At 68.8% G+C, this 21,488-nt stretch carries 25 protein-coding genes; 19 read left to right on the forward strand and 6 right to left on the reverse strand.

The annotated features are described in order from the left end of the window. Positions 1–21: 21 nt before the first annotated feature. Positions 22–807, forward strand: a complete 786-nt coding sequence (locus SI859A1_RS14680; RefSeq protein ID WP_009210509.1) for a TIM barrel protein — start codon at positions 22–24, stop codon at positions 805–807. On the opposite strand, the gene SI859A1_RS14685 is transcribed toward SI859A1_RS14680, so the two are convergent. Beyond that, positions 808–1,668, reverse strand: a complete 861-nt coding sequence (locus SI859A1_RS14685) for a DMT family transporter (RefSeq protein WP_009210510.1) — start codon at positions 1,666–1,668, stop codon at positions 808–810. It abuts the gene before it with no gap. 166 nt (positions 1,669–1,834) lie between these two features. On the opposite strand from SI859A1_RS14685, the gene SI859A1_RS14690 reads away from it, so the two are divergent. The 13 genes from SI859A1_RS14690 to SI859A1_RS14745 all read left to right on the forward strand — a co-directional run bounded on the left by SI859A1_RS14690 (position 1,835) and on the right by SI859A1_RS14745 (position 13,494). Continuing rightward, positions 1,835–3,193: an aminotransferase-like domain-containing protein gene (locus tag SI859A1_RS14690; protein WP_009210511.1), complete on the forward strand. Its 1,359-nt coding sequence runs from the start codon at positions 1,835–1,837 to the stop codon at positions 3,191–3,193. A gap of 142 nt (positions 3,194–3,335) precedes the next feature. Then, positions 3,336–3,461: a hypothetical protein gene (locus SI859A1_RS22325; protein ID WP_276324899.1), complete on the forward strand. Its 126-nt coding sequence runs from the start codon at positions 3,336–3,338 to the stop codon at positions 3,459–3,461. Further along, positions 3,458–4,258 (forward strand): alpha/beta fold hydrolase, encoded by an 801-nt coding sequence (locus SI859A1_RS14695; RefSeq protein ID WP_009210512.1) that lies wholly within the window; start codon positions 3,458–3,460, stop codon positions 4,256–4,258. The genes SI859A1_RS22325 and SI859A1_RS14695 overlap by 4 nt, the downstream gene beginning before the upstream one ends. Positions 4,259–4,392: 134 nt before the next feature. Next, a complete protein-coding gene (locus SI859A1_RS14700) occupies positions 4,393–4,779 on the forward strand; it encodes a cupin domain-containing protein (RefSeq protein WP_040325865.1) in 387 nt (128 codons plus the stop codon). A gap of 81 nt (positions 4,780–4,860) precedes the next feature. Next, positions 4,861–5,811 (forward strand): 3-hydroxyacyl-CoA dehydrogenase, encoded by a 951-nt coding sequence (locus SI859A1_RS14705; protein ID WP_009210513.1) that lies wholly within the window; start codon positions 4,861–4,863, stop codon positions 5,809–5,811. A gap of 2 nt (positions 5,812–5,813) precedes the next feature. After that, on the forward strand, positions 5,814–6,614 hold the full coding sequence (locus SI859A1_RS14710) for an aspartate dehydrogenase (RefSeq protein WP_009210514.1): 801 nt from the start codon (positions 5,814–5,816) through the stop codon (positions 6,612–6,614). Between the two features lie 83 nt (positions 6,615–6,697). Next, positions 6,698–6,886 carry a hypothetical protein gene (locus SI859A1_RS14715; RefSeq protein ID WP_148233861.1) on the forward strand — a complete coding sequence of 63 codons (189 nt, stop codon included), beginning with the start codon at positions 6,698–6,700 and terminating at the stop codon, positions 6,884–6,886. A gap of 199 nt (positions 6,887–7,085) precedes the next feature. After that, positions 7,086–7,784 carry a DUF2848 domain-containing protein gene (locus tag SI859A1_RS14720; protein ID WP_202797870.1) on the forward strand — a complete coding sequence of 233 codons (699 nt, stop codon included), beginning with the start codon at positions 7,086–7,088 and terminating at the stop codon, positions 7,782–7,784. A gap of 449 nt (positions 7,785–8,233) precedes the next feature. Next, the gene (locus SI859A1_RS14725; protein WP_161600139.1) at positions 8,234–9,049 is read left to right on the forward strand and encodes a maleate cis-trans isomerase family protein; all 816 of its coding nucleotides are present in this window, start codon (positions 8,234–8,236) and stop codon (positions 9,047–9,049) included. Beyond that, complete coding sequence (locus tag SI859A1_RS14730; protein ID WP_009210517.1) at positions 9,046–10,083, forward strand: TRAP transporter substrate-binding protein; 1,038 nt, start codon at positions 9,046–9,048, stop codon at positions 10,081–10,083. Before SI859A1_RS14725 ends, SI859A1_RS14730 begins: the two co-directional genes overlap by 4 nt. Positions 10,084–10,173: 90 nt before the next feature. Further along, entirely contained in the window at positions 10,174–10,728 is a 555-nt protein-coding gene (locus tag SI859A1_RS14735) for a TRAP transporter small permease subunit (protein ID WP_009210518.1), read from the forward strand. A 42-nt stretch (positions 10,729–10,770) separates the two neighbouring features. After that, the gene (locus SI859A1_RS14740; protein ID WP_009210519.1) at positions 10,771–12,078 is read left to right on the forward strand and encodes a TRAP transporter large permease; all 1,308 of its coding nucleotides are present in this window, start codon (positions 10,771–10,773) and stop codon (positions 12,076–12,078) included. Between the two features lie 6 nt (positions 12,079–12,084). Next, the gene (locus tag SI859A1_RS14745; protein WP_009210520.1) at positions 12,085–13,494 is read left to right on the forward strand and encodes an amidase; all 1,410 of its coding nucleotides are present in this window, start codon (positions 12,085–12,087) and stop codon (positions 13,492–13,494) included. Here the strand turns inward: SI859A1_RS14745 and SI859A1_RS20435 are convergent. Continuing rightward, on the reverse strand, positions 13,440–14,276 hold the full coding sequence (locus SI859A1_RS20435; RefSeq protein WP_050767552.1) for a hypothetical protein: 837 nt from the start codon (positions 14,274–14,276) through the stop codon (positions 13,440–13,442). The two genes, SI859A1_RS14745 and SI859A1_RS20435, sit on opposite strands and share 55 nt — an antisense overlap. 128 nt (positions 14,277–14,404) lie before the next feature. Here SI859A1_RS20435 and SI859A1_RS14755 point away from each other — a divergent pair, with 128 nt between their 5' ends. Further along, positions 14,405–15,115 (forward strand): GntR family transcriptional regulator, encoded by a 711-nt coding sequence (locus tag SI859A1_RS14755; protein ID WP_009210522.1) that lies wholly within the window; start codon positions 14,405–14,407, stop codon positions 15,113–15,115. 130 nt (positions 15,116–15,245) lie between these two features. Here the strand turns inward: SI859A1_RS14755 and SI859A1_RS21685 are convergent, their stop codons facing one another. The 4 genes from SI859A1_RS21685 to SI859A1_RS14770 form a co-directional block, all read right to left on the reverse strand. Then, complete coding sequence (locus SI859A1_RS21685; RefSeq protein ID WP_154653375.1) at positions 15,246–15,389, reverse strand: hypothetical protein; 144 nt, start codon at positions 15,387–15,389, stop codon at positions 15,246–15,248. A gap of 123 nt (positions 15,390–15,512) precedes the next feature. Further along, entirely contained in the window at positions 15,513–15,962 is a 450-nt protein-coding gene (locus SI859A1_RS14760; protein ID WP_040325868.1) for a DUF3305 domain-containing protein, read from the reverse strand. Positions 15,963–15,964: 2 nt separating this feature from the next. After that, positions 15,965–16,975, reverse strand: coding sequence for a DUF6352 family protein (locus SI859A1_RS14765; protein ID WP_009210524.1), 1,011 nt, complete (start codon positions 16,973–16,975; stop codon positions 15,965–15,967). A gap of 22 nt (positions 16,976–16,997) precedes the next feature. Continuing rightward, complete coding sequence (locus tag SI859A1_RS14770; protein ID WP_009210525.1) at positions 16,998–17,543, reverse strand: DUF6505 family protein; 546 nt, start codon at positions 17,541–17,543, stop codon at positions 16,998–17,000. A 390-nt stretch (positions 17,544–17,933) separates the two neighbouring features. Here SI859A1_RS14770 and SI859A1_RS14775 point away from each other — a divergent pair, with 390 nt between their 5' ends. The 4 genes from SI859A1_RS14775 (at position 17,934) to SI859A1_RS14790 (ending at position 21,485) form a co-directional block, all read left to right on the forward strand. After that, entirely contained in the window at positions 17,934–19,664 is a 1,731-nt protein-coding gene (locus tag SI859A1_RS14775) for a 4Fe-4S dicluster domain-containing protein (protein WP_009210526.1), read from the forward strand. Then, positions 19,645–20,448 carry a DUF3306 domain-containing protein gene (locus SI859A1_RS14780; RefSeq protein ID WP_081451411.1) on the forward strand — a complete coding sequence of 268 codons (804 nt, stop codon included), beginning with the start codon at positions 19,645–19,647 and terminating at the stop codon, positions 20,446–20,448. The genes SI859A1_RS14775 and SI859A1_RS14780 overlap by 20 nt, the downstream gene beginning before the upstream one ends. 111 nt (positions 20,449–20,559) lie before the next feature. Further along, the gene (locus SI859A1_RS14785; RefSeq protein ID WP_009210528.1) at positions 20,560–21,204 is read left to right on the forward strand and encodes a TorD/DmsD family molecular chaperone; all 645 of its coding nucleotides are present in this window, start codon (positions 20,560–20,562) and stop codon (positions 21,202–21,204) included. After that, positions 21,201–21,485 carry a twin-arginine translocation signal domain-containing protein gene (locus tag SI859A1_RS14790; protein ID WP_338024712.1) on the forward strand — a complete coding sequence of 95 codons (285 nt, stop codon included), beginning with the start codon at positions 21,201–21,203 and terminating at the stop codon, positions 21,483–21,485. Before SI859A1_RS14785 ends, SI859A1_RS14790 begins: the two co-directional genes overlap by 4 nt. Positions 21,486–21,488: the final 3 nt, after the last annotated feature.

Consider the following 21,488-nt stretch of genomic DNA (forward strand, 5'->3'; position numbering starts at 1 on the left):
AGGACAGGACAGGATCGCGACATGCCCCGTGGACCGTTTCAACTGGCCGCCTGCGCGGAGATGATCTGGCGGGACCGGCCGATGGAATGGCGGCTGCAGCGCCTGACCGAACGCGGCCTTGCCGTCGGCCTGTGGAACTGGCCTGACCATGATCTGGCTATGCTGGAGCGCTCCGGCGCGTCCTTCTCGATCATGAACGGCTATCTGCGCGGCCGTCTTGCCGACGACGAGGGCGCGGCCGAACTCCTCGCCACCGCCCACGAGACCGCCCATGTCGGCAAGCGGCTCGGCGTTGCGCGCCTCAATTTGCACGGCACGGGGCTCGGCGATGGCGGCCTGCCGGTGGTGCCCAGCGAGACGATGAGCGGGGCCATGTGGCTGAAAGCCCGCGATACGCTGGCGAGGATCGCCGACCTCGCCGACGAGATGGAAGTCGTCTTCACGCTGGAAAATCTCAACCTGCCGGTCGACCACCCCGGCGTTCCCTTCGCCCGGGCGCAGGACACGCTGGCGCTGGTCGCGGCCATCGACCGGCCGGGCCTGCGGCTGAACCTCGACCTCTATCACGCCCAGATCGGCGAGGGGAATCTGATCGAACTCTGCCGCAGCGCCCTGCCCTATATCGGTGAAATCCAGGTGGCCGACGTGCCCGGTCGCATGGAGCCCGGCACCGGCGAGATCGCCTATGACCGCATCGCGCGTGCCCTTGCCGCCATGGGCTATCGCGGTCCGGTGACGATGGAGGCCTTTTCCAGCGGCGAGCCCGACGCCGCCCTCGACGCCTTCGAACGCACCTTCACGCTCTGATCAGGCGAAGCGACGGGCGCCGGCGACGCACGCGACCACCAGGGCCGAGGCTCCGATCATCGTCCAGGCGACCGGCTCGCCCAGGAGCAGGCCGGCCAGCGCCAGGCCGAAGAAGGGCTGCAGCAACTGCAATTGTCCGACGCCGGCGACCCCGCCGAGCGCCAGGCCGCGATACCAGAACACGAAGCCGACCAGCATCGAGAAGACCGACACATAGGCAAGGCCCGCCCACGCCGGCGCGGCGATGTCCGCGAAGCTCGCGGGCCATGTGAGAGCGGCGATCGCCGCCATGACCGGCAAGGCGAAGACGAGGGCCCAGGAGATCACCTGCCAGCCGCCGAGGCGCCGGGACAGCGTGGCGCCTTCGGCATAGCCGAGCCCGCACAGCACGATCGCCGCGATCATCAGGAGATCCCCCGCCAGTGAGGCTGCACCGTCCTGCGCGAGGGCAAAGCCCGCCACAACCGCCGCCCCGGCCACCGAGAACAGCCAGAAGGCCGGCCGCGGCCGCTCGCCGCCACGCAGCACCGCGAAGATCGCGGTCATCAGCGGCAACAGGCCGATGAAGACGATCGAATGGGCGGCCGTCACATGCTGCAGCGCCAGTGCCGTCAGCAGCGGAAAGCCGACCACCACGCCCGCCGCGACGATGACCAGCGGCGCGACATCGCCGATGGCGGGCCGCCTCTGGCGGAGCAGGAGCAGCAACAGCGTGCCGAGGACGGCGGCAATGACCGCCCGGGTCGACGTCAGGAACAGCGGCGTGAAACCACCGACGGCAACGCGCGTCGCCGGCAGCGAGCCGCTGAAGATAATGATGCCGAGGAGACCGCTGCCCCAGCCCGCTGTCGTTCGATCCATAGAAAAGCTCCGCCTGTTCGTACCGCGTCCTTGTAGGTCGGCCCGGTCTGGTGTCGGTAGCGACAATCCCCTACAATTTTGCCGAACTGTATGGGTTACGGAGGCCGCACATTTGGACGTTTCCCGACACGCGACCGGGCCGGGAACGACCCGCACCGCGGCGCTGATGGACGAGATCCGGCGGCGTCTGGCAGCCCGCAGCCTCGTGGCCGGCGAGAAGCTGCCATCGGTGCGTGCCTTCGCCCGGACCATGGGCGTCTCGCCCTCGACCGTCGTCGAGGCCTATGACCGGCTGGCCGCCGAGGGGCTGATCCGGTCGCGGCCGGGGTCCGGCTTCTATGCGGCGGCCGGCACGGCGCCGCCGCTGGCCCTGGCCGAAATCGCGCCGCGGGCCGAACGCGACATCGATCCGCTATGGGTGTCGCGCCAGTCGCTGGACGCCCATCCCGACACGCTGCGCCCCGGTTGCGGCTGGCTGCCGGCGGACTGGATGCCGAACGAAGCGGTGCGGCGCGCCCTGCGCAAGCTCGCCCGGGCCGACGACGCCGTCCTGTCCGACTATGGCGGCACCCGCGGTTCGCTGCCGCTGCGCCAGCATCTGGCCCGGCAGTTCGCGGCGGAGGGCATCGCGGCCGGGGCCGAGCAGATCCTCCTCACCGGATCGGGCACCCAGGCCCTCGACCTTCTGTGCCGGTTCTTCCTGCAGCCGGGCGACACCGTGCTTCTCGACGATCCCTGCTACTTCAATTTCCAGGCCTTGCTGCGCGCCCACCGCGTGCGGATCGTCAGCGTGCCGCACACGCCGAGCGGGCCGGATCCGGCGGCCTTCGCGGCCGCGGTCGCGGCCCATCGCCCGAGGCTCTACGTCACCAATTCGGCAATCCACAACCCGACCGGCGCGACACTCTCGCCGCAGACCGCCCACCGGGTCCTGACCCTTGCGGCGGCGCAGGACATGGTCATCGTCGAGGACGGCATCTTCGCCGATTTCGAACCCGAGCCCTCGCCGCGTCTCGCGGCGCTGGACGGGCTCGACGGGGTGGTCCGGATCGGCAGCTTCTCCAAGACCCTGTCGGCCTCGGTGCGATGCGGCTATATCGCGGCGCGGCCCGACTGGATCGACGGGCTGGTGGACCTGCAGGTCGCGACGCATTTCGGCAGCGCCAGTCCGGTCGCCGCCGGGATCGTCCATGCCGCCCTCAGCGATGGCAGCTATCGCAAGCACATGAGCGCGCTGCGGGCGCGTCTCGCCCGGCGGCAGAAGCAGACGATCGCGGCGCTCGGCGCCCTCGACATCACACCCTGGACCCTCCCCCGCGGCGGCTTTGCGCTGTGGTGCCGGCTGCCGGACGGGGCGGACGCCACCGAGCTTGCGCGGCACGCCCTGCGGGACGGGGTGCTTCTCGCCCCCGGCAACGTCTTCAGCGTCGCCCGGACCGCCCCCGACATGATGCGCGTCAACGTCGCGCAGATGGAGGACAAGGTGATCGCGGTCCTCAAAGCGTCGCTCGCAAGCCGGCGGTGAGCACGCGGCGGCCAGCCCTCCCGGTGACGCGGCTGCCCGCCTGTCGTCGGTGACCCCCTGTGCATCTTCCCGTCTGGCGCTGTCCGGACGCCCAGAATCGTCTACGGTCGAGCCGCCAGACGCCAACGACGGACCCTTCCCGATGATCTGTGAAGAACGCGACTGCCCTATCCGGCCGGGCAAGCCCGGCGCCTTCCTCGCCAGCTGCCGCATCGAGCGCCAGAACACGCGGACCCTGATCCCCGCGGACGTCTCGTCGCTGCAATGACCGACTTTTCCGTTTCCGCCGGCGATGGCGCCGTCCTCAAGGCGAGCCGCGAGGGCGCCGGCGCCCCGCTTGTCCTGATCAGCGGCCTCGGCGGCACGGCCGGATTCTGGGCGCCGGTCGTGGCGGGGCTGCGCGACCGCTTCGAAATCCTCACCTTCGACCAGCGCGGCATCGGCGCCTCGACGCGGGGCACGGCCGAAACGGACATCGCACAACTGGCCGATGACGTTCAGGCGGTGCTCGACGCCGCCGGGATCGAGGCTGCAACCATCGTCGGCCACTCGACCGGCGGCTGCATCGCCCAGAGCCTGGCGGCACGGGCACCGGAACGGGTAACCGGCCTCGGGCTCAGCGCCACATGGCTGCGGCCCAGCCGCTACATGACGGCCCTGTTCCGGACGCGCCTGGACCTGTTGCGCCTCGACCCCGTCGCCTACACCGCCACGGCGACGCTGATCTCCTATGCACCGGAATGGCTGGAGGCGAACTGGTCGGCCTATGAGCGCGCCGTGGCAAAGGCCCCCACAAGCGACACGGCCCGGCAAATCGTCGCCGAGCGGATCGAGGCGTTGCTCGCCTTCGACGGCAGCGCATCGGTGCCGCAACTGACGATGCCCGCGATGATCATCGGCGCTGCGGACGACATGATTGTGCCCGCCTTCCTGCAGCGCGATCTGGCAACGGCACTGCCCGCAGCCCCCCTGACCCTTCTGCCCGAGGGCGGCCATTTCTTCCCGGCGTCCCGGACAGACGCTTTCGTCGCCGCCGTCGCGGACTGGGCCGCCGGCCTCCAATGACCCAACCGCCCGACTGTCGCGCCCGGCATCGTTTTCTTGCGTGCAGAATGGCAGAACGTGAGGACAATGGCCCGGCCGCGTGAGGGTGCGGGGCATCCGACTCGCACGACCAGACAGACGAAGGCAGGAATGTCATGCTGATCAAAGACCACAATGACGGCGTCCTCGAGAAATGGCGCGACGGCGTCATGACCCAGATGCGGGTCTCTGCCGTGACCGGCGCCCACCAGATCTGCATCTTCGAGCAATGGTGCGAAAAGGGCCTCGGCGCTCCGACGCATCATCATGCGGTCGAGGAGATCCTCGAGGTCATGGGCGGCACCGCGGAGATCCACGTGGGCGGCGAGACCGTGGTCGTGACGGCCAACCAGTCGGTGCTGGTTCCGGCCGGGGCCCGGCATGGCTTCCGCAATGTCGGCGACGACATCCTGCATGTGCGCGCCACCATCGCCTCGCCGATCTTCGAGGGACGCTACGAGGACGAGAGCGAGCAGACGCGCCGCTGGGTTCCCGAATTCTGAACGCCTGCGGCGCCGCTGGACGCCGCCATTCCCTGCCCTGTGCGATGCGTGCCCCGCGTCGCGACGATGATCGGACGTCACATGAACATTGAAAAAGTCGCCATCGCCGGTGCCGGCATCATCGGCGCATCCTGGGCGATCGTCTATGCGCGCAGCGGCCTGCAGGTCGCGATCTTCGACCACAGCGCCGAGGGCCGGGCCGCCCTGCCCGGCCGGCTGGCTGAGGCGATCGCCATTTCCGACGCGCTGCTGCGGCCCGGCGAGACCGTTGCGCAGGTGACCGCCCGCATCACGATCCACGACAATCTCGCCGACGCGGTGGCCGACGCCGATTTCGTCCACGAATGCATTGTCGAGAAGCTCGACGCCAAGGTGGCGATCTTCGCCGAGCTCGACCGCCTGGCCGGCCCGGACGCAATCCTCGCCACCACCACGTCGAGCTTCCCGGTGTCGAAATTCGCCTCGGAGCTGGCCTGCCGCGACCGCTGCATCGTTGTCCATCCGGCGACCCCGCCGCATCTCCTGCCGGTGACCGAGATCTGCCCGGCGCCCTTCACCCGGGCCGACGTGACGGACGCGACCTTCCGCTTCATGGAGGCCTGCGGCCAGACGCCGGTGCATATCAAGCGCGAGATCCCGAGCTTCGTTCTCAACCGCATGCAGGCGGCGCTGGTCGTCGAGATGTTCCGCTGCCTCAACGAGGACCTGATATCGGCCGAGGACATCGACAAGATCATCAGCCAGGGTTTCGGCATGCGCTGGGCGTTTCTCGGCCCCTTCGAGGGCGTCGACCTCAACGCCAAGGGCGGCATTCGCCAGTATCTGGAAAATTTCGGCTTCCTGTTCAACGAGATGGCCAACGAGTTGGGCTTCGCCGACGTGGTGACGGACAAATCCATCGACGCGCTGGAGGCCTATGCCCGCAACAAGATCCCGCTGGACAAGCTGCAGGAGAAGGTCTCCTGGCGCGATCAGTCGATCATCGCGCTGCGCCAGTTGAAGGACGCGCGCGGCACGGTCGACAGGGGTTGAGGATGGCGGCGGTCCCGGACATCCGGCGCATCGGCCTCATCGGCTACGGCGCCGCCGGCCGTTCCTGCGCGGCGCTGCTCGCCGCCGAGACGGATTGCCGGGTCATGGTCCTCACCCGCCGGCCCCCGGCGGACGGCATTCCGGAGCGGGTGGCCTTCTCGGCCGATCTCGACGCTCTGATCGCCTGGAAGCCCGACGCGATCATAGAAGCCGCCTCGGCGGACGCCTTCGCCGAGATGGTCCCGGATTGCCTCGACAGCGGCATCGACGTCGTCCCCGCCTCGGTCGGCGCCCTGCAGTCGCCGGAGATGGCGGCACGCATCCATGCCATCTGCGCGCGCAGCGGGGCCCGGCTGATCATCCCGGCCGGCGCCGTCGGCGGGCTCGACTACATCGCCGCCGCCGCTCTGACCGGCAACATCGCCGTGACCTATACTTCCCGCAAGCCGCCTGCCGCCTGGGCCGGCGAACTCGCGGCCCTGGACCTTGCCGACACCGCCCGCACCGAGCCGGTCACGCTGTTCGAGGGCAGCGCGCCGGAAGCGGCGAAGCTCTATCCCAGGAACCTCAATGCCGGGCTGACGATCGCGCTGGCCGCCGGTTTCGAGCGCACGCGGGTCCGGGTCATCGCCGACCCCGGGGTCACCCGCAACACCCACGAGATCGCGATCACCGGCGCGGCCGGCGACGCCGTCCTGCGGTTCGAGAACCGAGCCTCGCCGGACAATCCCAAGACCTCCGCGATCACGGCCCTCAGCCTTGTCGCCACGGCCCTGCGCCGCTACGCGCCCGTCGGCACCTGACGACCAGGGCAGCCCGAGGGCTGTCGCCGGCAGGCGTGCAATCAGGCGAGACCGAATCGATCGCTGGGTTGGAAGCCGCCACCATGCCCGAGGAACTGGCAGCGGAGGTGCTGTGGCGCTTCCATCATGCCAATGCGCGCCGGCGCCTCACCGCGACCGCGCCGCACCAGGAATCGCTTGTACTGGAAGCGGTGCCGCCGCCGTCGCGGGAAACCCCGGCGCTTCTCGCCCGACTGGCGGAGAAGCCGTCCCTGCGTGCATTGCTGAGATAGCGGCGACCGGGATCCACGGCGACGCATGGGCGATCGCCGCGCCCCGTTCATTTCGGGTCGCGGTCTGGCACGGGCTTTGCAAGGGGAGCGTCGGGCCGTTCCGCGGCCCGGCCCGACCGGCGCAATCTGTTGCACTCCCCCTGCAACGGCCTCACCGTTGCGTCTCGTCCCCTCCTCAATCCGCTTTGCAGGTGTTTCCTTGTCCCCAACCCTCAGCTTCGAACGCGTCGGCCACGGCCCGCTGTCGATCACCATCCGCCAGGCCGTCATCGCCGGCTGGACCGGCCGCGACCGCGGAGCGGTCGATCACCATATCGCCGAACTCGCCGCGATCGGCGTCCCGCCCCCCTCCGAAGTCCCGCTGTTCTACCGGATCAGTGCGCAGCTTCTCACCAGCCAAACGGTGATCCAGGTGGTCGATGCCACCTCGTCGGGCGAGGTCGAGCCGCTGCTGATCGACGACGGCGAAAACCTGTATCTGGGTCTCGGCTCCGATCACACCGACCGCGAACTGGAAAGCCATTCCGTCGCCCTGTCCAAGCAGGTCTGCGCCAAGCCGGTGGCGACGACGCTCTGGGACTATGGCGAGGTTCGCGACCATCTCGACGCCATCCTCCTGCGGTCCTTCGTGCGCGACGATGCGGCGGCGGAGTGGACGGCGTATCAGGATGGCGGCGTGGCGAAGATCCGGCCGCTGGACCAGTTGATCGCGGCGTGTCCCTTCGCGGCCGGCGACGGGCGGCTGGAACCCGGCACGGCGATGATGTGCGGCACGCTGGGCGTCCTGTCGGGCGGGGTGCGTCCGGCACGGTTCTTTCGCATGGAGATGCACGATCCGGTCCTCGATCGCACACTCGTCCATGAATACGAGACCGCCAGTCTTCCCGCAGTGAAATAGGGGGCGAGGCTGGCCGCTCCGTATGGGGCGCCAGCCCTCCGTCCGCCGCCGCGTTCCGCTGGCTCCACAGCGCGGCCAGGCCTGCCGTCCAAGGGCCGCTTGGGTGCCTCGCGCGTTGCCGGCGCGCCCGAGCGGCGGCGACGATTCTGCTTCGCCCTGCAGGCCTCGCGCCGTACCTCCAGCATCCCGCTGCGTCAGGCGGCCAGCCTGGGCCAAGCCTCCAGACGGCGGCGCAACGGCCTCCGCGACCGCCGCTGAATTGGGCAGCCTGCAAGAATTTACGCCAGTCATTGGCGTATATTTCAGCGCAGACAGGGGTTTACACTGAATTCAATTAACAATTGAATGCTGCTCATCGAAAGACGTTGCGGCGAGGATGAACCCAGTTGACGCAGGCAGGGGCCGAAAGGCCAGACAGTCGGAAGGCAGGCGCGCCGCTTCGCATCGGGATGCTGACGCCGTCCTCCAACACCGTTCTCGAACCCTACACGGCCGAGATCCTGCGTCCCTTCGGCGCCGAGGCGAGCGTGCATTTCGGCCGCTTCAGGGTCACCGAGATTTCCATGTCGCAGGGCTCACAGGCCCAGTTCGATCTCGCCCCGGTCCTCGACGCGGCGCGCCTCCTGGCCGATGCCCGTGTCGACGTCATCGCCTGGAACGGCACCTCCTCGGCCTGGCTCGGACTGGAGCGCGACGTCGAACTGTGCCGCGAGATCGAAGCGGCGACCGGCATCGCCGCCACGACCACCATGCTGGCCTATGACCGGCTGTTCCGCGCCGCGGGCGTCACGCGCATCGCCCTGGTGACGCCGTATCTCGGCGAGGTCCAGGAGCAGATCGTCGCCAATTACGCCCGCCAGGGCATCACGGTGGTGGCCGAACGGCACCTGGAAGACCGCGGCAATTTCTCGTTCTGCGAATATGCGCCCGAAGCGATCGCCGACTGCGTGCGCGCCGTGGCGGCGGCCAGGCCGCAGATGATCGCCATCGTCTGCACGAATTTCCGCGGCGCGCCGGTCGTGGCCGCGCTCGAGCAGGAATGCGGCATCCCCGTCGTCGACTCCGTCGCCATCACCGCCTTTGCCACGGCTCGTCTCGTCGGGCTCGACACCGCCCGGATCACCGGCTGGGGCCGGCTGTTCCCGGAGTTTTCCCAGATGACAGACCTGCGGCCAACGCAGGCTTTCGCGACAGGCGTCCCGTCCGCTTCGGGCCCTGACACATCCCCAGCCGGACAGCCGGCATCAACGGAGAGTGCAACATGAAGATCAAAGCCCTGCTTCTTGCCGCCGCCTGCACGGCAGCCCTTGCGGCGCCCGCCCTGTCTCAGACCATCAGCCTGAAGGTGATGGGCCAGCCCTCGTCCACCGGGCTCATCCAGAAGAACTACGAAGCCCCCTTCTTCGAGAACATGGCGGAGAAGACCGGCCTCGACGTCAGCGCCACCTACACGCCGGTCGACGTCACCGGCGTCAAGGACACCGAGCAGCTGCGGCTTCTCAAGAGCGGCCTGTTCGACATCATCTCCCTGCGCATGTCCCAGGTCTCGCGCGACGAGCCGACCATTCTCGGCCTCGACCTCGTTGGCCAGAACCCGGACTATGCCACCGCCAAGAAGGCCGTCGACGCCTTCAGTCCGGTCGTCGACAAGCAGCTGCAGGAGAAGTTCAACACCAAGCTCCTCGGCGTCTGGCCGTTCGGTCCGCAGGTTCTGTTCTGTCAGCCCGACATCGCCAAGCTGTCCGATCTCAGCGGCAACAAGGTCCGCGTCTACGACCAGAGCCTGGCCAATTTCGTGTCCTCGGTCGGCGGAACGCCGGTGCCGCTCGGCTTCTCGGAAGTGCAGCAGTCGCTCGCCCGCGGCGTGATCGACTGCGCGATCACCGGCCCGAGCTCGGCCAACACCGCCGGCTGGCCCGAGGAAACCAGCAACATGCTGCCGATCGCCTTCCAGATCGCGGTGCAGGGCTACGGCATCAACCTCGACACCTGGAACAAGTTCTCCCCGGAAGACCAGGAGAAGCTGCAGGCGGCCTTCGACGGCCTCGTCTCGGAAATCTGGGCCTATTCGGAAGAGATCTTCGAGGACGCCGTGCGCTGCAATGTAGGTGACGAGCCCTGCGACACGGTGAAGGCCTACGATCTCAAGCTGATCCCGGTGTCCGAGGAAGACAAGGCGACGATGCAGAGCGCGCTGCGCGACATCTCGTTCCCGGGCTGGAAGGAGATCTGCGACAAGGTCAACCCGACCTGCTCGGAAGACTGGCAGAAGACCGTGGGCAAGGCCCTCGGCTTCTAGTCTCCCCTCGCCAACAGACCGGGCGGCCCGCCGGCCGCCCGGCACCCTGCGGCGATCTCCACGCGCTGCGCTCACGAACGGGGACGGTCCATGCATCACTTCGCCAGGTTCGCCAGCTGGGTCTTCGGCCTGTCGCTTGTCGCGCTGTCCTTCTTCGTGGCGGCCGAGACCGTCGCCCGAAAACTGTTCAACTTCTCCTTCGAAGGCGCCGACGAACTGGGCGGCTATGTCCTCGCCATCGGATCGTCGCTGGCCTTCACGGTCGCACTGGTCGATCGGGCGCATGTGCGCATCGATTTCCTGCATCGCCGCCTGCCGGCAACGATCCGGTCGGTCCTCGACTGGCTGTCGATCGTCTCGCTCGCCCTGTTCGGCCTCTTCCTCGTCTATGTCGGCCGCTTCGTCATCGCCGACACCATCGCCTATGGCAGCGTCGCGCCGACGCCCTGGGCGACGCCGATGATCTATCCGCAGGCCGGCTGGTTCGCCGGCTACGTGCTCTTCGCCTTCGTCGCCGTCGGCCTCGCCCTCTACGCCACCTACCTCCTCCTGCGGGGTCGTCTCGACGCCTTGTCGGAGGCCTTCGATCCGAAGGGGGTGGAGGACGAGATCAAGGAGGAGCTGGGCAATGTCCATGCGCGCTGACCGCCTGCCCCGTCCTTCCCTGACCGTTCCGGATCCCCGCCCATGACCGTCTCCGCCGTCCTCATCGGGTTCGTCGCCATGCTGGCGCTGCTCCTGGCCAGCGTGCCCGTGGCCGTCATCATGGTCGTCACAGGCGTCGTCGGCGGCACGCTGCTGTTCGGCTGGCCGCTTGTCCAGTCCATGGGGCCGGTCGCCTGGGGCGTGCAGAACGAGAACGTCCTGACCGCGATCCCGCTGTTCATTCTGCTCGGCGAACTGCTCCTGCGCGGCGGCCTCGCCGACCGGATGTACACCGCCCTCGCCGTCTGGTTCGTCCGGCTGCCCGGCGGGCTGCTGCACACCAATATCGGCTCCTGCGCCCTGTTTGCCGCCACCTCCGGCTCGTCCGTCGCCACCGCCGCGACCATCGGCACGGTGTCGCTGCCCAATCTCGACAAGCGCGGCTACAAGCCGAGCCGGTCGCTGGGCTCGCTGGCTGCCGGCGGCACGCTGGGCATCCTCATCCCGCCCAGCGTCAACCTGCTGGTCTACGGCTCGCTCGCCGAAACCTCGATCGGCCAGCTGTTCATCGCCGGCATCGTGCCCGGCATCCTCCTGACGCTCAGCTTCATGATCTTCATCGCCGTCCAGAGCCTGATCGAGGAACACGGCTCCACCGTCGAGCGGGAGCCGCTGCTGCCCCTGCGCGAACGCATCGCCCTCGCCCGGCATCTGGTCCCGCCGCTGATCATCTTCCTCGTCGTCATGGGCTCGATCTATGCCGGCATCGCCACGCCGACGGAATCGGCGGCGCTGGCCGTCGTCGTGGCCATCGGCTTCATCTACCGCGAGGGCCAGCTGAACTGGCAGGTGATCGACATCTGCTTCCGCCAGTCGGCCAAGACCACCGGCATGATCCTTCTGATCATCACCGCGGCCTTCATGCTCAACGTCACGCTGGCTCTTGGCGGCGCGGCCCAGGCGATGACCCAGTGGGTCGCCTCCTTCGGCCTCTCGGCGACCGGGCTGCTGCTCATCCTGATCGTCTTCTACCTCTTCCTCGGCATGTTCATGGACGTCCTGTCGATGCAGGTCCTCACCATCCCGATCGCCCTGCCGGTGGTCACCGCCGTCGGCGTCGATCCGATCTGGTTCGGCATCTTCGTCGTGCTGATGTGCGAGCTCGGCATGATCACCCCGCCGGTGGGCATGAACCTTTATGTCGTGCAGGGCGTGCGCAAGGACGGCGGTCCCTTCACGGACGTAGTCTATGGCGCGTTCCCCTACGCGCTGATCATGATCGCCTTCACCATCCTCCTGATCTTCGCGCCGGACATCGTCCTCTGGCTGCCACGCAACATGTCGGGCTGATCGCACATGACTTCTTCTGCAACCGAGGCCTGGCGCCTCGACGCATCGGCGCTGGTCGAGCAGTACCGGCAGGGCGCGAGCGACCCGGTGGCGATCGTCGATCTTTGCCTCGCCCGGATCGCCCGCATCGATCCCTCGCTGAACGCCTTCGTCTGCCTGTCGCCGACGGCGCGGGACGAGGCCGCCGCCTCGGCCGCGCGCTGGCGGAGCGGCGCGCCCATCGGCCCCCTCGACGGCGTGCCGATCGCCGTGAAGGACAATCTCGTGGTGAAGGGCATGCCCGCCACATTCGGCAGCCGGCTCTATGCCAGCACGATCGCGGCGCGGGACGAACTGCCGATCCGGCGGCTTCGTGACGCTGGCGCGATCGTCATCGGCAAGACGAACACGCCGGAATTCGCCGTCGAGGGCTACACCTCCAACGACCTCTTCGGCGTCACCCGCAATCCGTGGGCACCGGCGCTGACGCCGGGCGGTTCCAGCGGCGGCTCGGTGGCGGCCGTCGCCGCCGGGCTCGTGCCGGTGGCGATCGGCACCGATGGCGGCGGATCGTCCCGGCGCCCGGCGGCCTACACCGGTCTCGTCGGCGTCAAACCCGGGATCGGCCACGTGCCACGCGCCGACGGGCTACCGCAGGTGCTCCTGGATTTCGAGGTGGTCGGCACCTTCACCCGCTCGGCGCGCGACGCAGCGCTGCTCGACAGCGTCCTTGCCGGCCCCGACCGCGCCGATCCGGCCTCGCGCTGTCCGCCCGACGCGCCGGCCGCCGATCGACCGCTCCGCATCCTGCTGGTCGAACGGATCGACGCCAATCCCTGCGCGCCGGAGATCCTGACCGCCCTGCACGCTGCGGCGGACGCATTCGCCGCGCTGGGCCATCGGGTGACGTGCACCGAACTGCCCTTCGACAGCGCCGGCCTCGCCGCGATCTGGTCGTCGATCGCCGAGATCGGCCTGGCGCGCCTTCTGGCCGTCGAGCCCGACTTTGCCGACAAGGTGAACCCCAAATACGTCGCCATGGCCCGGCGCGGCGCGGACTGGTCGGCAAGCGACCTCCTGGGCATCCTCGAAACGGTGGCGGCCCTGCGCCGGCAGGTCTCGCAGGGTTTCGCGGACTTCGACCTGATCCTGATGCCGGCCTGCGCCGCCATGCCGTGGGCGGCCGACACGCCCTTCCCGGACAGGATTGATGGCCACACCGTCGGGCCCCGCGGCCACGCCGTCTATACGGGCTGGGTCAATGCTGCCGGGCTGCCGGCCATCGCGCTACCCTGCCCGGTCCCGTCCGGCACCCTGCCGATCGGCGTCCAGCTGATCGGCGATCGCGGCGCGGAGCCGACGCTTCTGGCGCTCGCCGCCGCCTACGAGGAACGCTGTCCATGGGACGATCGCTGGCCGGACATCGCCGCATCCTGACCGCCGCCGGAAGCGGCGTAAACGAAGGCGGTGCGCACGGGACCGAGGCCGGAAATCCAGCCTTCGATCACCGTGCCGGGCGCAACGAAGGGCAGGCCGGACAGGGTCCCGGTCGTCACGATCTGCCCCACCTGCAGGCCGCCGCAATGATCACCGACCATTCGGGCAAAGGCCAGGAACACGGAGAAGGCGTCGCCGCCCGGCACCGCGTGACGGCCGGTCACGACCTCGCGGCCGTCGAAGGTCAGCCGCACCTCCGGCTCGGTGAGGTCGAGCGCCGCGTCGTCGGACTCAGTGCCAAAGACGAGGCCGCCATTGCTCTGGTTGTCGGCCAGCTTGGCCAGCGGCGCAGCGTCCATGAACCCGTCGATGCGGCCATCGACGATCTCGATCACCGCCAGCGGAGTCACGCAATCCCGGGCCAGGGTCTCGAATTCGGCGGCATCGAAGGGCGGCAGGGGGCGATCGAGACGGAAGCCGATCTCCAGCTCGACGCCGCAGGCGCCGAGTTCAGCGGTCGAGAAGCTGGCACCGGAGGCGCGCAGATCGCCCGCGAGCACCGGCGCCGCGATCACCGGATCGGCGACGCGCTTGCGCCCGGTCTTCCAGGCGGCGACCGGACCGAAGGCCTCGCAGACCAGCCGCTGGACGCCATAGGCGCCCTCGGGACCGATCATGCCGGCCAGACGGTCGGCCTCGTTGCGCGGCATCGGCGCGCGCGCGCGCCGAGCGGCGATCAGGGCAGTTGTCAGCGCCTCGACGGGCGTCGCGTCATCGGCCATCAGCGTGCGGCTTTCGGCCGGACAGGCGGCACCGGGCGGAATGATGGGCTGGCTGAGAGCATGCGCAGTTCTCCGAAAGAGCGATGCACCTACATAGAACCGATCATGCCGGTCGAGAAAGTCCCCCGTTGAGCCCGAACCCCAGCGCCGCCGCCAGTCCTGCCCGCGCCCTCGGCGACAAGCCGCGCAAGGCGCGCATCCGCCGCCATTCGCTGCACCAGGAAGTGGCCGAGACCCTTCGCCAGATGATCATCCATGGCGAGCTGATGCCGGGCGAGAAGGTCCCGGTGGCGAGCCTGTCGGACAGCCTCGGCGTGTCGCCGACGCCTTTACGCGAAGCGCTGAAGGTGCTGGCCGAGGAACGGCTGGTGGTGATCGAGGTGAACCGCGGGGCAAGGGTCGCCTCCTACACGGCCGAGGAGGCAATCAAGCTGTTCGAGGTCATCGCGGCCGTCGAGAGCCTTGCAGCGGAACTCGCGACGCGGCGGATGGGCGAGACGGAGATCGCCGAGATCGAGGCCGTGCACGCCGCCATGACCGCAGCCTTCCATGCCGACGACAAGGACGTCTATTTCAACCTGAACTCGACGATCCACCAGATGCTGGTGACCGCGAGCGGCAACGAGGAACTGCAATTCGTCCACGAGCGGCTGATGCTGCGGGCCCAGCGCGGCCGCTACATGGCCATTCTCGACGCCGACCGCTGGCTGCAGGCCTTCGAGGAGCACGAGGCCCTGATGGCGGCACTCCGCATCCGCGACAGCGCCGGAGCCGCCGCGATCTGGCGCGTCCATCTCCTCAACACCGGCAAGACCCTCGGCGACGTCCTGCGCCAATAGCGCGGCTCCGCGCCCGCCCCCGCATCGGGCGGGATCAGGCACCGGGCGCTTATGAGTCTCACCCGGCACCCATTTTCCTCGGGCAAGCACGGGCCATGTCTCTGCAAACCGACCGTGCAGTCCAGACGGTTCAGCCTTCGACCTCGGGTTCTTCGTAATTGACGACGTCGCCTTCCGGCGCGTTCGAGGCTTCGGATCCGTAGAAGGCGATGACCCCGACAATGATGAAGAGCACGACGCCGATGGCGACGATGATGCCGGTTTTCCCTGCCATGCCGATCTCCCTGGCTTGCGTTTTGCGCAGCAATGCCCCTCCCGGCGCGCGGGTTCCCGGACGCTTAGCCGCCGAAGGATAAGGTTCGGCCGGCCGGGGGATCGACCGAGCACAACCAGAGGGTTACTGGCGCTTGCGCTTGGTGAAGACGCGTTCGACGTGGTGGGTTTCGACGAAGGCGGCGAGACGTTCGGCGATCTCCGGCGGCATCGGCGCGATCTCGACCATCAAATCGCCGATCTCGGTCAGGGATTCGCCCTCGGCCGGATCGGCGGTCACCGAGATGAGCCGGATTCCGGGCTCTTCGTCGGTGAGGGCCAGGGTCACCCAGAGGCCGGGGCTGCCCGAGGTCAGATTGTCGCGATAATTGCCGGTCTCGACCCGGTGGAATTCCACCGACCGTGCGCCGGCATAGAGCAGCACCGCCTCGCCGTCGTGGCCAAGGACATGGCCGGGCTCGGTGCCGATCGCCTCGGGAATGATCGCCACGATGCGCCAGGCATGGTCGACCCACGGGCTCTTCGACGGCCGCCGCTCGACCACCACCCCGACGCGAAAGGTCGGCGCATCCATGCTCACGCCACCTCCGCCGGCGAGCGCAGGGGCAGGCCGACAATGAGGTTCTGCGGCTTCAGCCGCACGACGCCGTCCTTCGGCCTGGCGAGGAACAGCCAGACGGGCCGCGCGCCGATGGCCGGCAGTGCCTCGGCCGGATCGGTGAAGGTCAGGGCGAAGATGCCGATGATCTTCTCCAGATCGGCGGGGGCCACCGTATCGCCGCGCCAGACCTGGTTGCCGATCCGGCTGGCCTCGGCGTCGAGGCCGACGAACCAGGCCCAGTCGTCGTCATCCACCCGGGCGACCGGCTCGACCTTCACCCGCACCCCGAGGAGATGCGCGATCCAGCGCTCGATCGCCTCGGCGAGGCCGGCCCGCGCCGCCGGCCCCGAGGCGAAACTCAGCACCAGCTCGAAGGCTTCGTCGCGGTGGAAATAGGAGGCGGCGTTCTCGCCATCGAGGACGTCGAGTTCGCTCACCGTCGGCTCGGCGAACATCGCCAGGAGCGGCGAGGCATGGCGATCCTGCTCCTGCATCTCGACGATCTCGGCATCGGCAAGGAGCAGCGCGCCATCATGCACGCTTGCCCGCTGCGGCCGGAAGAACAGCTCGGCCGAGCGCAGGACGAACGGGTCCGTGCAGCCATCCAGCGCGTTGCGCAGGACGACCTGCGCCAGCTGGTTCACGAACAGATGCGGCGTGCCGGACATGTCGCCGCGCACCAGCGTCAGATAGGCCGCCTCCAGCGTCGGCGCGGCCATGAGCCTGTCGCGGAAGGCCAGCATCACCTGCCAGTTCTCGCGCGCGTCCGCATCGTCGAGCCCGGCGATCTCCGCCTCGCTGACCGGGCGGCGCGGATCGGCCAAAAGGCTGGCATGCAGGGCCAGCTCGGCAGCGCAGGCCTCGGGCGGCGGCACCAGTTCGGGCCGGGCGAAATAGGCCTTCAGGAATTCGTCGGTCAGCATCAGATGGCCCGACGCATTGCGGTCGAGAAGCTGATGGCCGCAGGACACCCAGAACTCGCTCATCTCGTCTCTCCAGCGTCCGGGTTCATGGCTGCGTCTTGCCGAGAGTGCGGATGTCCACATGCTCGGCATAGGCGTCGTCGTCCTCGTCGATCTCGACGAAGCCGAAGGCGCGGGAATGATCGACGGCACCCTCGCGCCGATGCAGGGTGCGGAAGCGCTCGCGAATGTCGCCATTCTCGACGCTGCGCTGCACCGCCAGCATGGTGTTCACCGGGTGGTCGCAGAGCGAGGTGGCGAAGGCCACCTCCTCTTCCGCCGCCGGCCGGGCGGTGTCGACGTCCGGCGCGCCGAGATGGGTCACGAGATGGCGGGCCAGATCCTCTACCACCGCGTCGCGCTCGGCCTCGCTCGCCTCGCTGACGATCGCCAGGGTCGACCAGCCGAAGCTCGCAACGCCCAGAAGCCCCGAGCGAAATGCCTGGCGCTCCTTGCCCGCAAGGGCCGCGACGTCGCGGTTCCAGAAGCGGAATGTGCCGCTGACGGCCCATTCGCCGGGTTCGGCCGCCTCAGTGAAGACGAAGGCGTCGGACGGGTCCATGCGGATCGTGCGCGGCAGTTTCAAAGCCATGGGGCCCCCATTGCGGGCGCGCGCCGTAACGGCGGCGTTCCGGCCGCAGCGAGCAGCCGGCGCTCCCCATCGCGCATCGGGCCATCGCTGTCCAGCCGCCCCCGCCCATGCCGATCCGCCGTACGGGAACGCCCCCACGCGGGAAAACGCCGCAGGCGGACCGGCGCATTGAGACCGGAGCGGCAGTAGCCGCCCGTCTTGCGGGTTCCAGATGGGGAGACAAGGCAGCGAAACGGGCGGTGATCGAGCCCGAGGGTCGATGGCGACGACATGAAAAAACCACGTGATACTATTGACTTGCGCCAGTTTAAAATCGTTCTACGCCAACGGTGGACGGTGAGACAACCGGCTGCCTGAAATGCCGTACACGCCCGAAGGATTGCGTCCATCGTGACCGATACGCCAGCCCATACCGGCCCCCGCGACACCGCCGTGGCGGCGCTCGCCGCCCTGCCCCCGGCGCAGCCGCCGCTTCTGTCCCTCGTCAGCGACGGCACGATCCTGATCTGCGGTGACGGCGCGGCCGCGATCGATGCGGGCCTGCGGCTGGCCGCGTCCCTCGACGTGACGGTTCTCCTCGACGATGGCGGCCTGACGCCGGTGCCCGATGGCCTGTCGTTTCCGGTGGCGCGCGGCCGCATCGCCAGCGCCACGGGGCATTTCGGCGCCTATCAGGCGGTCGTGGACGGCTACGTGCCGCCGGACGGCATGGCGCTGCCGCGCGACGGCGCCGTGTCGCGCTGCGACGTGATCCTCGATCTCGCGGCCCGTCCGCCGCTGTTTCCCGCCCATGAGGCCCGCGACGGCTATCTGCGGGCCGAAGTCGCCGACCCGGCCGCCTTCGACGCGGCGATCGCCGAAGCATCGGAACTCGTCGGCGAGTTCGAGAAGCCGCAATATATCGCCTTCCGCAAGGAGCTCTGCGCCCATTCGCGCTCGTCGATCACCGGCTGCACCCGTTGTCTCGACGCCTGCGCCATGCAGGCGATCGCGCCGGCCGGCGAGCATGTGACGATCGACGCCTATGTCTGCGCCGGCTGCGGCAATTGCGCCGCGGTGTGCCCGACGGGCGCCGCCTCCTACACGCTGCCGACGGTCGACATGCAGCTCGACCGCCTGCGCACGCTCCTGACCAGCTACCGGGCCGCGGGCGGTCGTGATCCGGTCGTCCTCTTCCATGACGGCTATGTCGGTCAGCCGCTCATCGACGCCGCTGGTCCGGCGCTGCCGGCCCATGTGCTGCCGATGGCCGTCAACGAGATCAAGCAGATCGGGCTGGAAAGCCTCGCTGCGGCGTTCGCCTATGGGGCGGCCGGCATCGGCATCCTGGCGCGCCGCGCGCCGCGGAACGGCGTGGCCACTCTTGCCGGGACCGTCGATCTGGCCGGCGCCTTTGCGGCCGCGCTCGGCTATGGCGAGGATTCCTGCCGGATCCTCCATGCCGATACGCCGGACGATATGCTCGCCGAACTGGCGGCCCTGCCGCTCGGCCATGCCGCACCGGCGCCCGCCAGCTTCGCCCCGGTCGGCAGCAAGCGCGAGCTTCTGGAGCTGAGCCTGCGGATGCTGCACCGGGTCGCGCCGGCGCCGGTCGAGCAGGTGGCGCTGCCGCAGGGCGCGCCCTTCGGCAAGGTTCATGTGCAGACCGACGGCTGCACGCTGTGCCATGCCTGCGTGACCGCCTGCCCCACCGGTGCACTGTCGGCCAGCGAGGACCGTCCGCTTCTCAGTTTCTCCCACGGCGCCTGCGTTCAGTGCGGCCTGTGCGAGTCGACCTGCCCGGAACAGGTGATCACCCTGGAGCCGACGCTCGATTTCGCCGCCTGGAACGCGCCGCGGCAGATCCTCAAGGAGGAAGAGCCCTTCTGCTGCATTCGCTGCGCCAAGCCCTTCGGCACGAAGAGCACGATCGAGCGGATCATCGCCAAGCTGGAAGGCAAGCACTGGATGTTCGCCGGCGAGAATGCCCGCCGTCTCGACGCGATCCGCATGTGCGAGGACTGCCGGGTGGAGGCGGTGCTGAACGAGGGGATCGATCCCTATGCCGGCACGGCCCGGCCGAAGCCGCGCCTTGCCGAGGATCACCGGGCGCCGATAGACTTTGACGGCCGCCGACATTGATGAGGCCCACACCCTCGACCCGCTCGGATCGCAGGCTAGTTTTCCCTGCGGCAGATCCGGAAGCACGAACGGGACGGCAAGGACGACCGGATTGAGCAACGATTTCCTCTCCCGCTGGTCCCAGCGCAAGCGCGAGGTCGCCGACGCGGACCGAACGGCCGCCGCCGGAGCGGATGCCGGCCATGAAGCGGAGGCCGCTGGCGTATCGCCTGAGCACGCTGCAACGGACGACGCGCTGCAGGCCTCCGTCGATGCGCCGATCACCGCCGAGGAGCTGGCGGCGCTGCCCGCCCCGGCGGATCTGACCGCCGCGTCGGACATGACGGCGTTTCTGCGCAAGGGCGTTCCGGCCTCCCTGCGCAATCGCGCCATGCGGCGGCTCTGGTCGCTCGATCCCGCCATCCGCGACTATGTCGGTGACGCCAGGGACTATGCGTGGGACTGGAACGTGCCCGGCGGCGTGCCGGTCTCCGGGCCCTTGTCGGCGACCACCGACGTCAAGCAGATGGTCAAGGACATCTTCGGCCGCGAGAAGGCTGCGCCCATCGAGGCCGCGGAGCCGACCGTCGCGGCGGATCAAAGCGACCCCGCCGGATCGCCTGCCCAGATGACCGTGGCCAACGCCACGCAGGCCGCGCCGAACGAGACGGTTTCCGCCGCGCCCGGCTCACAGGATTCGGCTCTAACGGAGACGCCGGACACCATGCCCGAAACCGCTGCCGAAACACCGCAGCAAGGTCCGCGAAACCGGCCGCTGCGACATGGCAGCGCGCTGCCGATTTGAATAGCCGTCAACGAAACTGGAATGGTTCAAAAGACGCTTGCACAAACCCCGGAACCAACTAGGTTCTCGTTCCAGATCAACGGGTAACCGGACACCCATGAAAGCGCCACGATGACCGACGGGCCTTCCGAACCGAGCGCTCACGACGTTGCCGCAACGGCGACGGCGCCCGTGCGCGCGGCGCTCGATTCGGTCGATCAGTTCCGGGTCCAGCATTACGGCCTTCTCGCCGTTCTCATGGCGCGCGAACCGAGCGCCGAAACGCTGGCGCTGGTCGCCGGGCTCAGCGGCGACGCGACCCCGCTCGGCCGCAGCCACGCGGCGCTGGCCGATGCCGCCCGCCGGGCCGATCCGGCGCGCCTGGAGCGCGAGTATTTCGACCTCTTCATCGGCGTCGGCCGCGGCGAACTGGTGCCCTACGGCTCTTATTACCTCACCGGCTTCCTGCGCGAAAAGCCGCTGGCCCGCCTGCGGCAAGATCTGGCGCGGCTCGGCATCGAACGGTCCCGATCCCTCGTCGAGCTTGAGGACCATGTCGGCGTCCTCTGCGAGACCATGGCCGGGCTGATCGACGGGCGCTTCGAGGCCCCCGAGGGCGCCGCCCGCGACTTCTTCGCCCGCCACATGCAGCCGTGGATGGGCCGCTTCTTCGCGGATCTCGAGACGGCCCGGTCGGCGGATTTCTACCGCTGTGTCGGCCGTGTCGGCCGCAGCTTCATGACAATCGAGACCGAGTCGCAGGCGCTGGTCGCATGAGCGTGCCGCGAAACGACCGCACGGCCCGCGCGCCGGCAGCGAAATGGGAGACGACCATGGCCACGGACAAGCCTGATCTCAATCGACGCGCCTTCCTTCGCAAGGCCACGGGTGCGGCTGGCGCGGCGACCGCGGTGGCCGTGACGGCGCCGGCCTTCGTCGACGAGGCCGAGGCCTACGATCCGGGGACCGACGAGACCCAACCCAAATATCAGCCCGACAGCCCGGACGTTCAGGCGTTCTACCGGACCAACGGCTACGAAACGCTGCAGGACAAGTGAGGC

Source organism: Aurantimonas manganoxydans SI85-9A1, assembly GCF_000153465.1.
Taxonomy (GTDB): domain Bacteria; phylum Pseudomonadota; class Alphaproteobacteria; order Rhizobiales; family Rhizobiaceae; genus Aurantimonas; species Aurantimonas manganoxydans.

Bases quoted from the DNA above. Each gene is read 5' to 3' on its own strand.
- SI859A1_RS14680 (WP_009210509.1), top strand. From the start codon at position 22: ATGCCCCGTGGACCGTTTCAACTGGCCGCCTGCGCGGAGATGATCTGG.
- SI859A1_RS14685 (WP_009210510.1), bottom strand. From the start codon at position 1,668: ATGGATCGAACGACAGCGGGCTGGGGCAGCGGTCTCCTCGGCATCATT.
- SI859A1_RS14690 (WP_009210511.1), top strand. From the start codon at position 1,835: ATGGACGAGATCCGGCGGCGTCTGGCAGCCCGCAGCCTCGTGGCCGGC.
- SI859A1_RS22325 (WP_276324899.1), top strand. From the start codon at position 3,336: ATGATCTGTGAAGAACGCGACTGCCCTATCCGGCCGGGCAAGCCCGGC.
- SI859A1_RS14695 (WP_009210512.1), top strand. From the start codon at position 3,458: ATGACCGACTTTTCCGTTTCCGCCGGCGATGGCGCCGTCCTCAAGGCG.
- SI859A1_RS14700 (WP_040325865.1), top strand. From the start codon at position 4,393: ATGCTGATCAAAGACCACAATGACGGCGTCCTCGAGAAATGGCGCGAC.
- SI859A1_RS14705 (WP_009210513.1), top strand. From the start codon at position 4,861: ATGAACATTGAAAAAGTCGCCATCGCCGGTGCCGGCATCATCGGCGCA.
- SI859A1_RS14710 (WP_009210514.1), top strand. From the start codon at position 5,814: ATGGCGGCGGTCCCGGACATCCGGCGCATCGGCCTCATCGGCTACGGC.
- SI859A1_RS14715 (WP_148233861.1), top strand. From the start codon at position 6,698: ATGCCCGAGGAACTGGCAGCGGAGGTGCTGTGGCGCTTCCATCATGCC.
- SI859A1_RS14725 (WP_161600139.1), top strand. From the start codon at position 8,234: ATGCTGACGCCGTCCTCCAACACCGTTCTCGAACCCTACACGGCCGAG.
- SI859A1_RS14730 (WP_009210517.1), top strand. From the start codon at position 9,046: ATGAAGATCAAAGCCCTGCTTCTTGCCGCCGCCTGCACGGCAGCCCTT.
- SI859A1_RS14735 (WP_009210518.1), top strand. From the start codon at position 10,174: ATGCATCACTTCGCCAGGTTCGCCAGCTGGGTCTTCGGCCTGTCGCTT.
- SI859A1_RS14740 (WP_009210519.1), top strand. From the start codon at position 10,771: ATGACCGTCTCCGCCGTCCTCATCGGGTTCGTCGCCATGCTGGCGCTG.
- SI859A1_RS14745 (WP_009210520.1), top strand. From the start codon at position 12,085: ATGACTTCTTCTGCAACCGAGGCCTGGCGCCTCGACGCATCGGCGCTG.
- SI859A1_RS20435 (WP_050767552.1), bottom strand. From the start codon at position 14,276: ATGGCCGATGACGCGACGCCCGTCGAGGCGCTGACAACTGCCCTGATC.
- SI859A1_RS21685 (WP_154653375.1), bottom strand. From the start codon at position 15,389: ATGGCAGGGAAAACCGGCATCATCGTCGCCATCGGCGTCGTGCTCTTC.
- SI859A1_RS14760 (WP_040325868.1), bottom strand. From the start codon at position 15,962: ATGGATGCGCCGACCTTTCGCGTCGGGGTGGTGGTCGAGCGGCGGCCG.
- SI859A1_RS14765 (WP_009210524.1), bottom strand. From the start codon at position 16,975: ATGAGCGAGTTCTGGGTGTCCTGCGGCCATCAGCTTCTCGACCGCAAT.
- SI859A1_RS14770 (WP_009210525.1), bottom strand. From the start codon at position 17,543: ATGGCTTTGAAACTGCCGCGCACGATCCGCATGGACCCGTCCGACGCC.
- SI859A1_RS14785 (WP_009210528.1), top strand. From the start codon at position 20,560: ATGACCGACGGGCCTTCCGAACCGAGCGCTCACGACGTTGCCGCAACG.
- SI859A1_RS14790 (WP_338024712.1), top strand. From the start codon at position 21,201: ATGAGCGTGCCGCGAAACGACCGCACGGCCCGCGCGCCGGCAGCGAAA.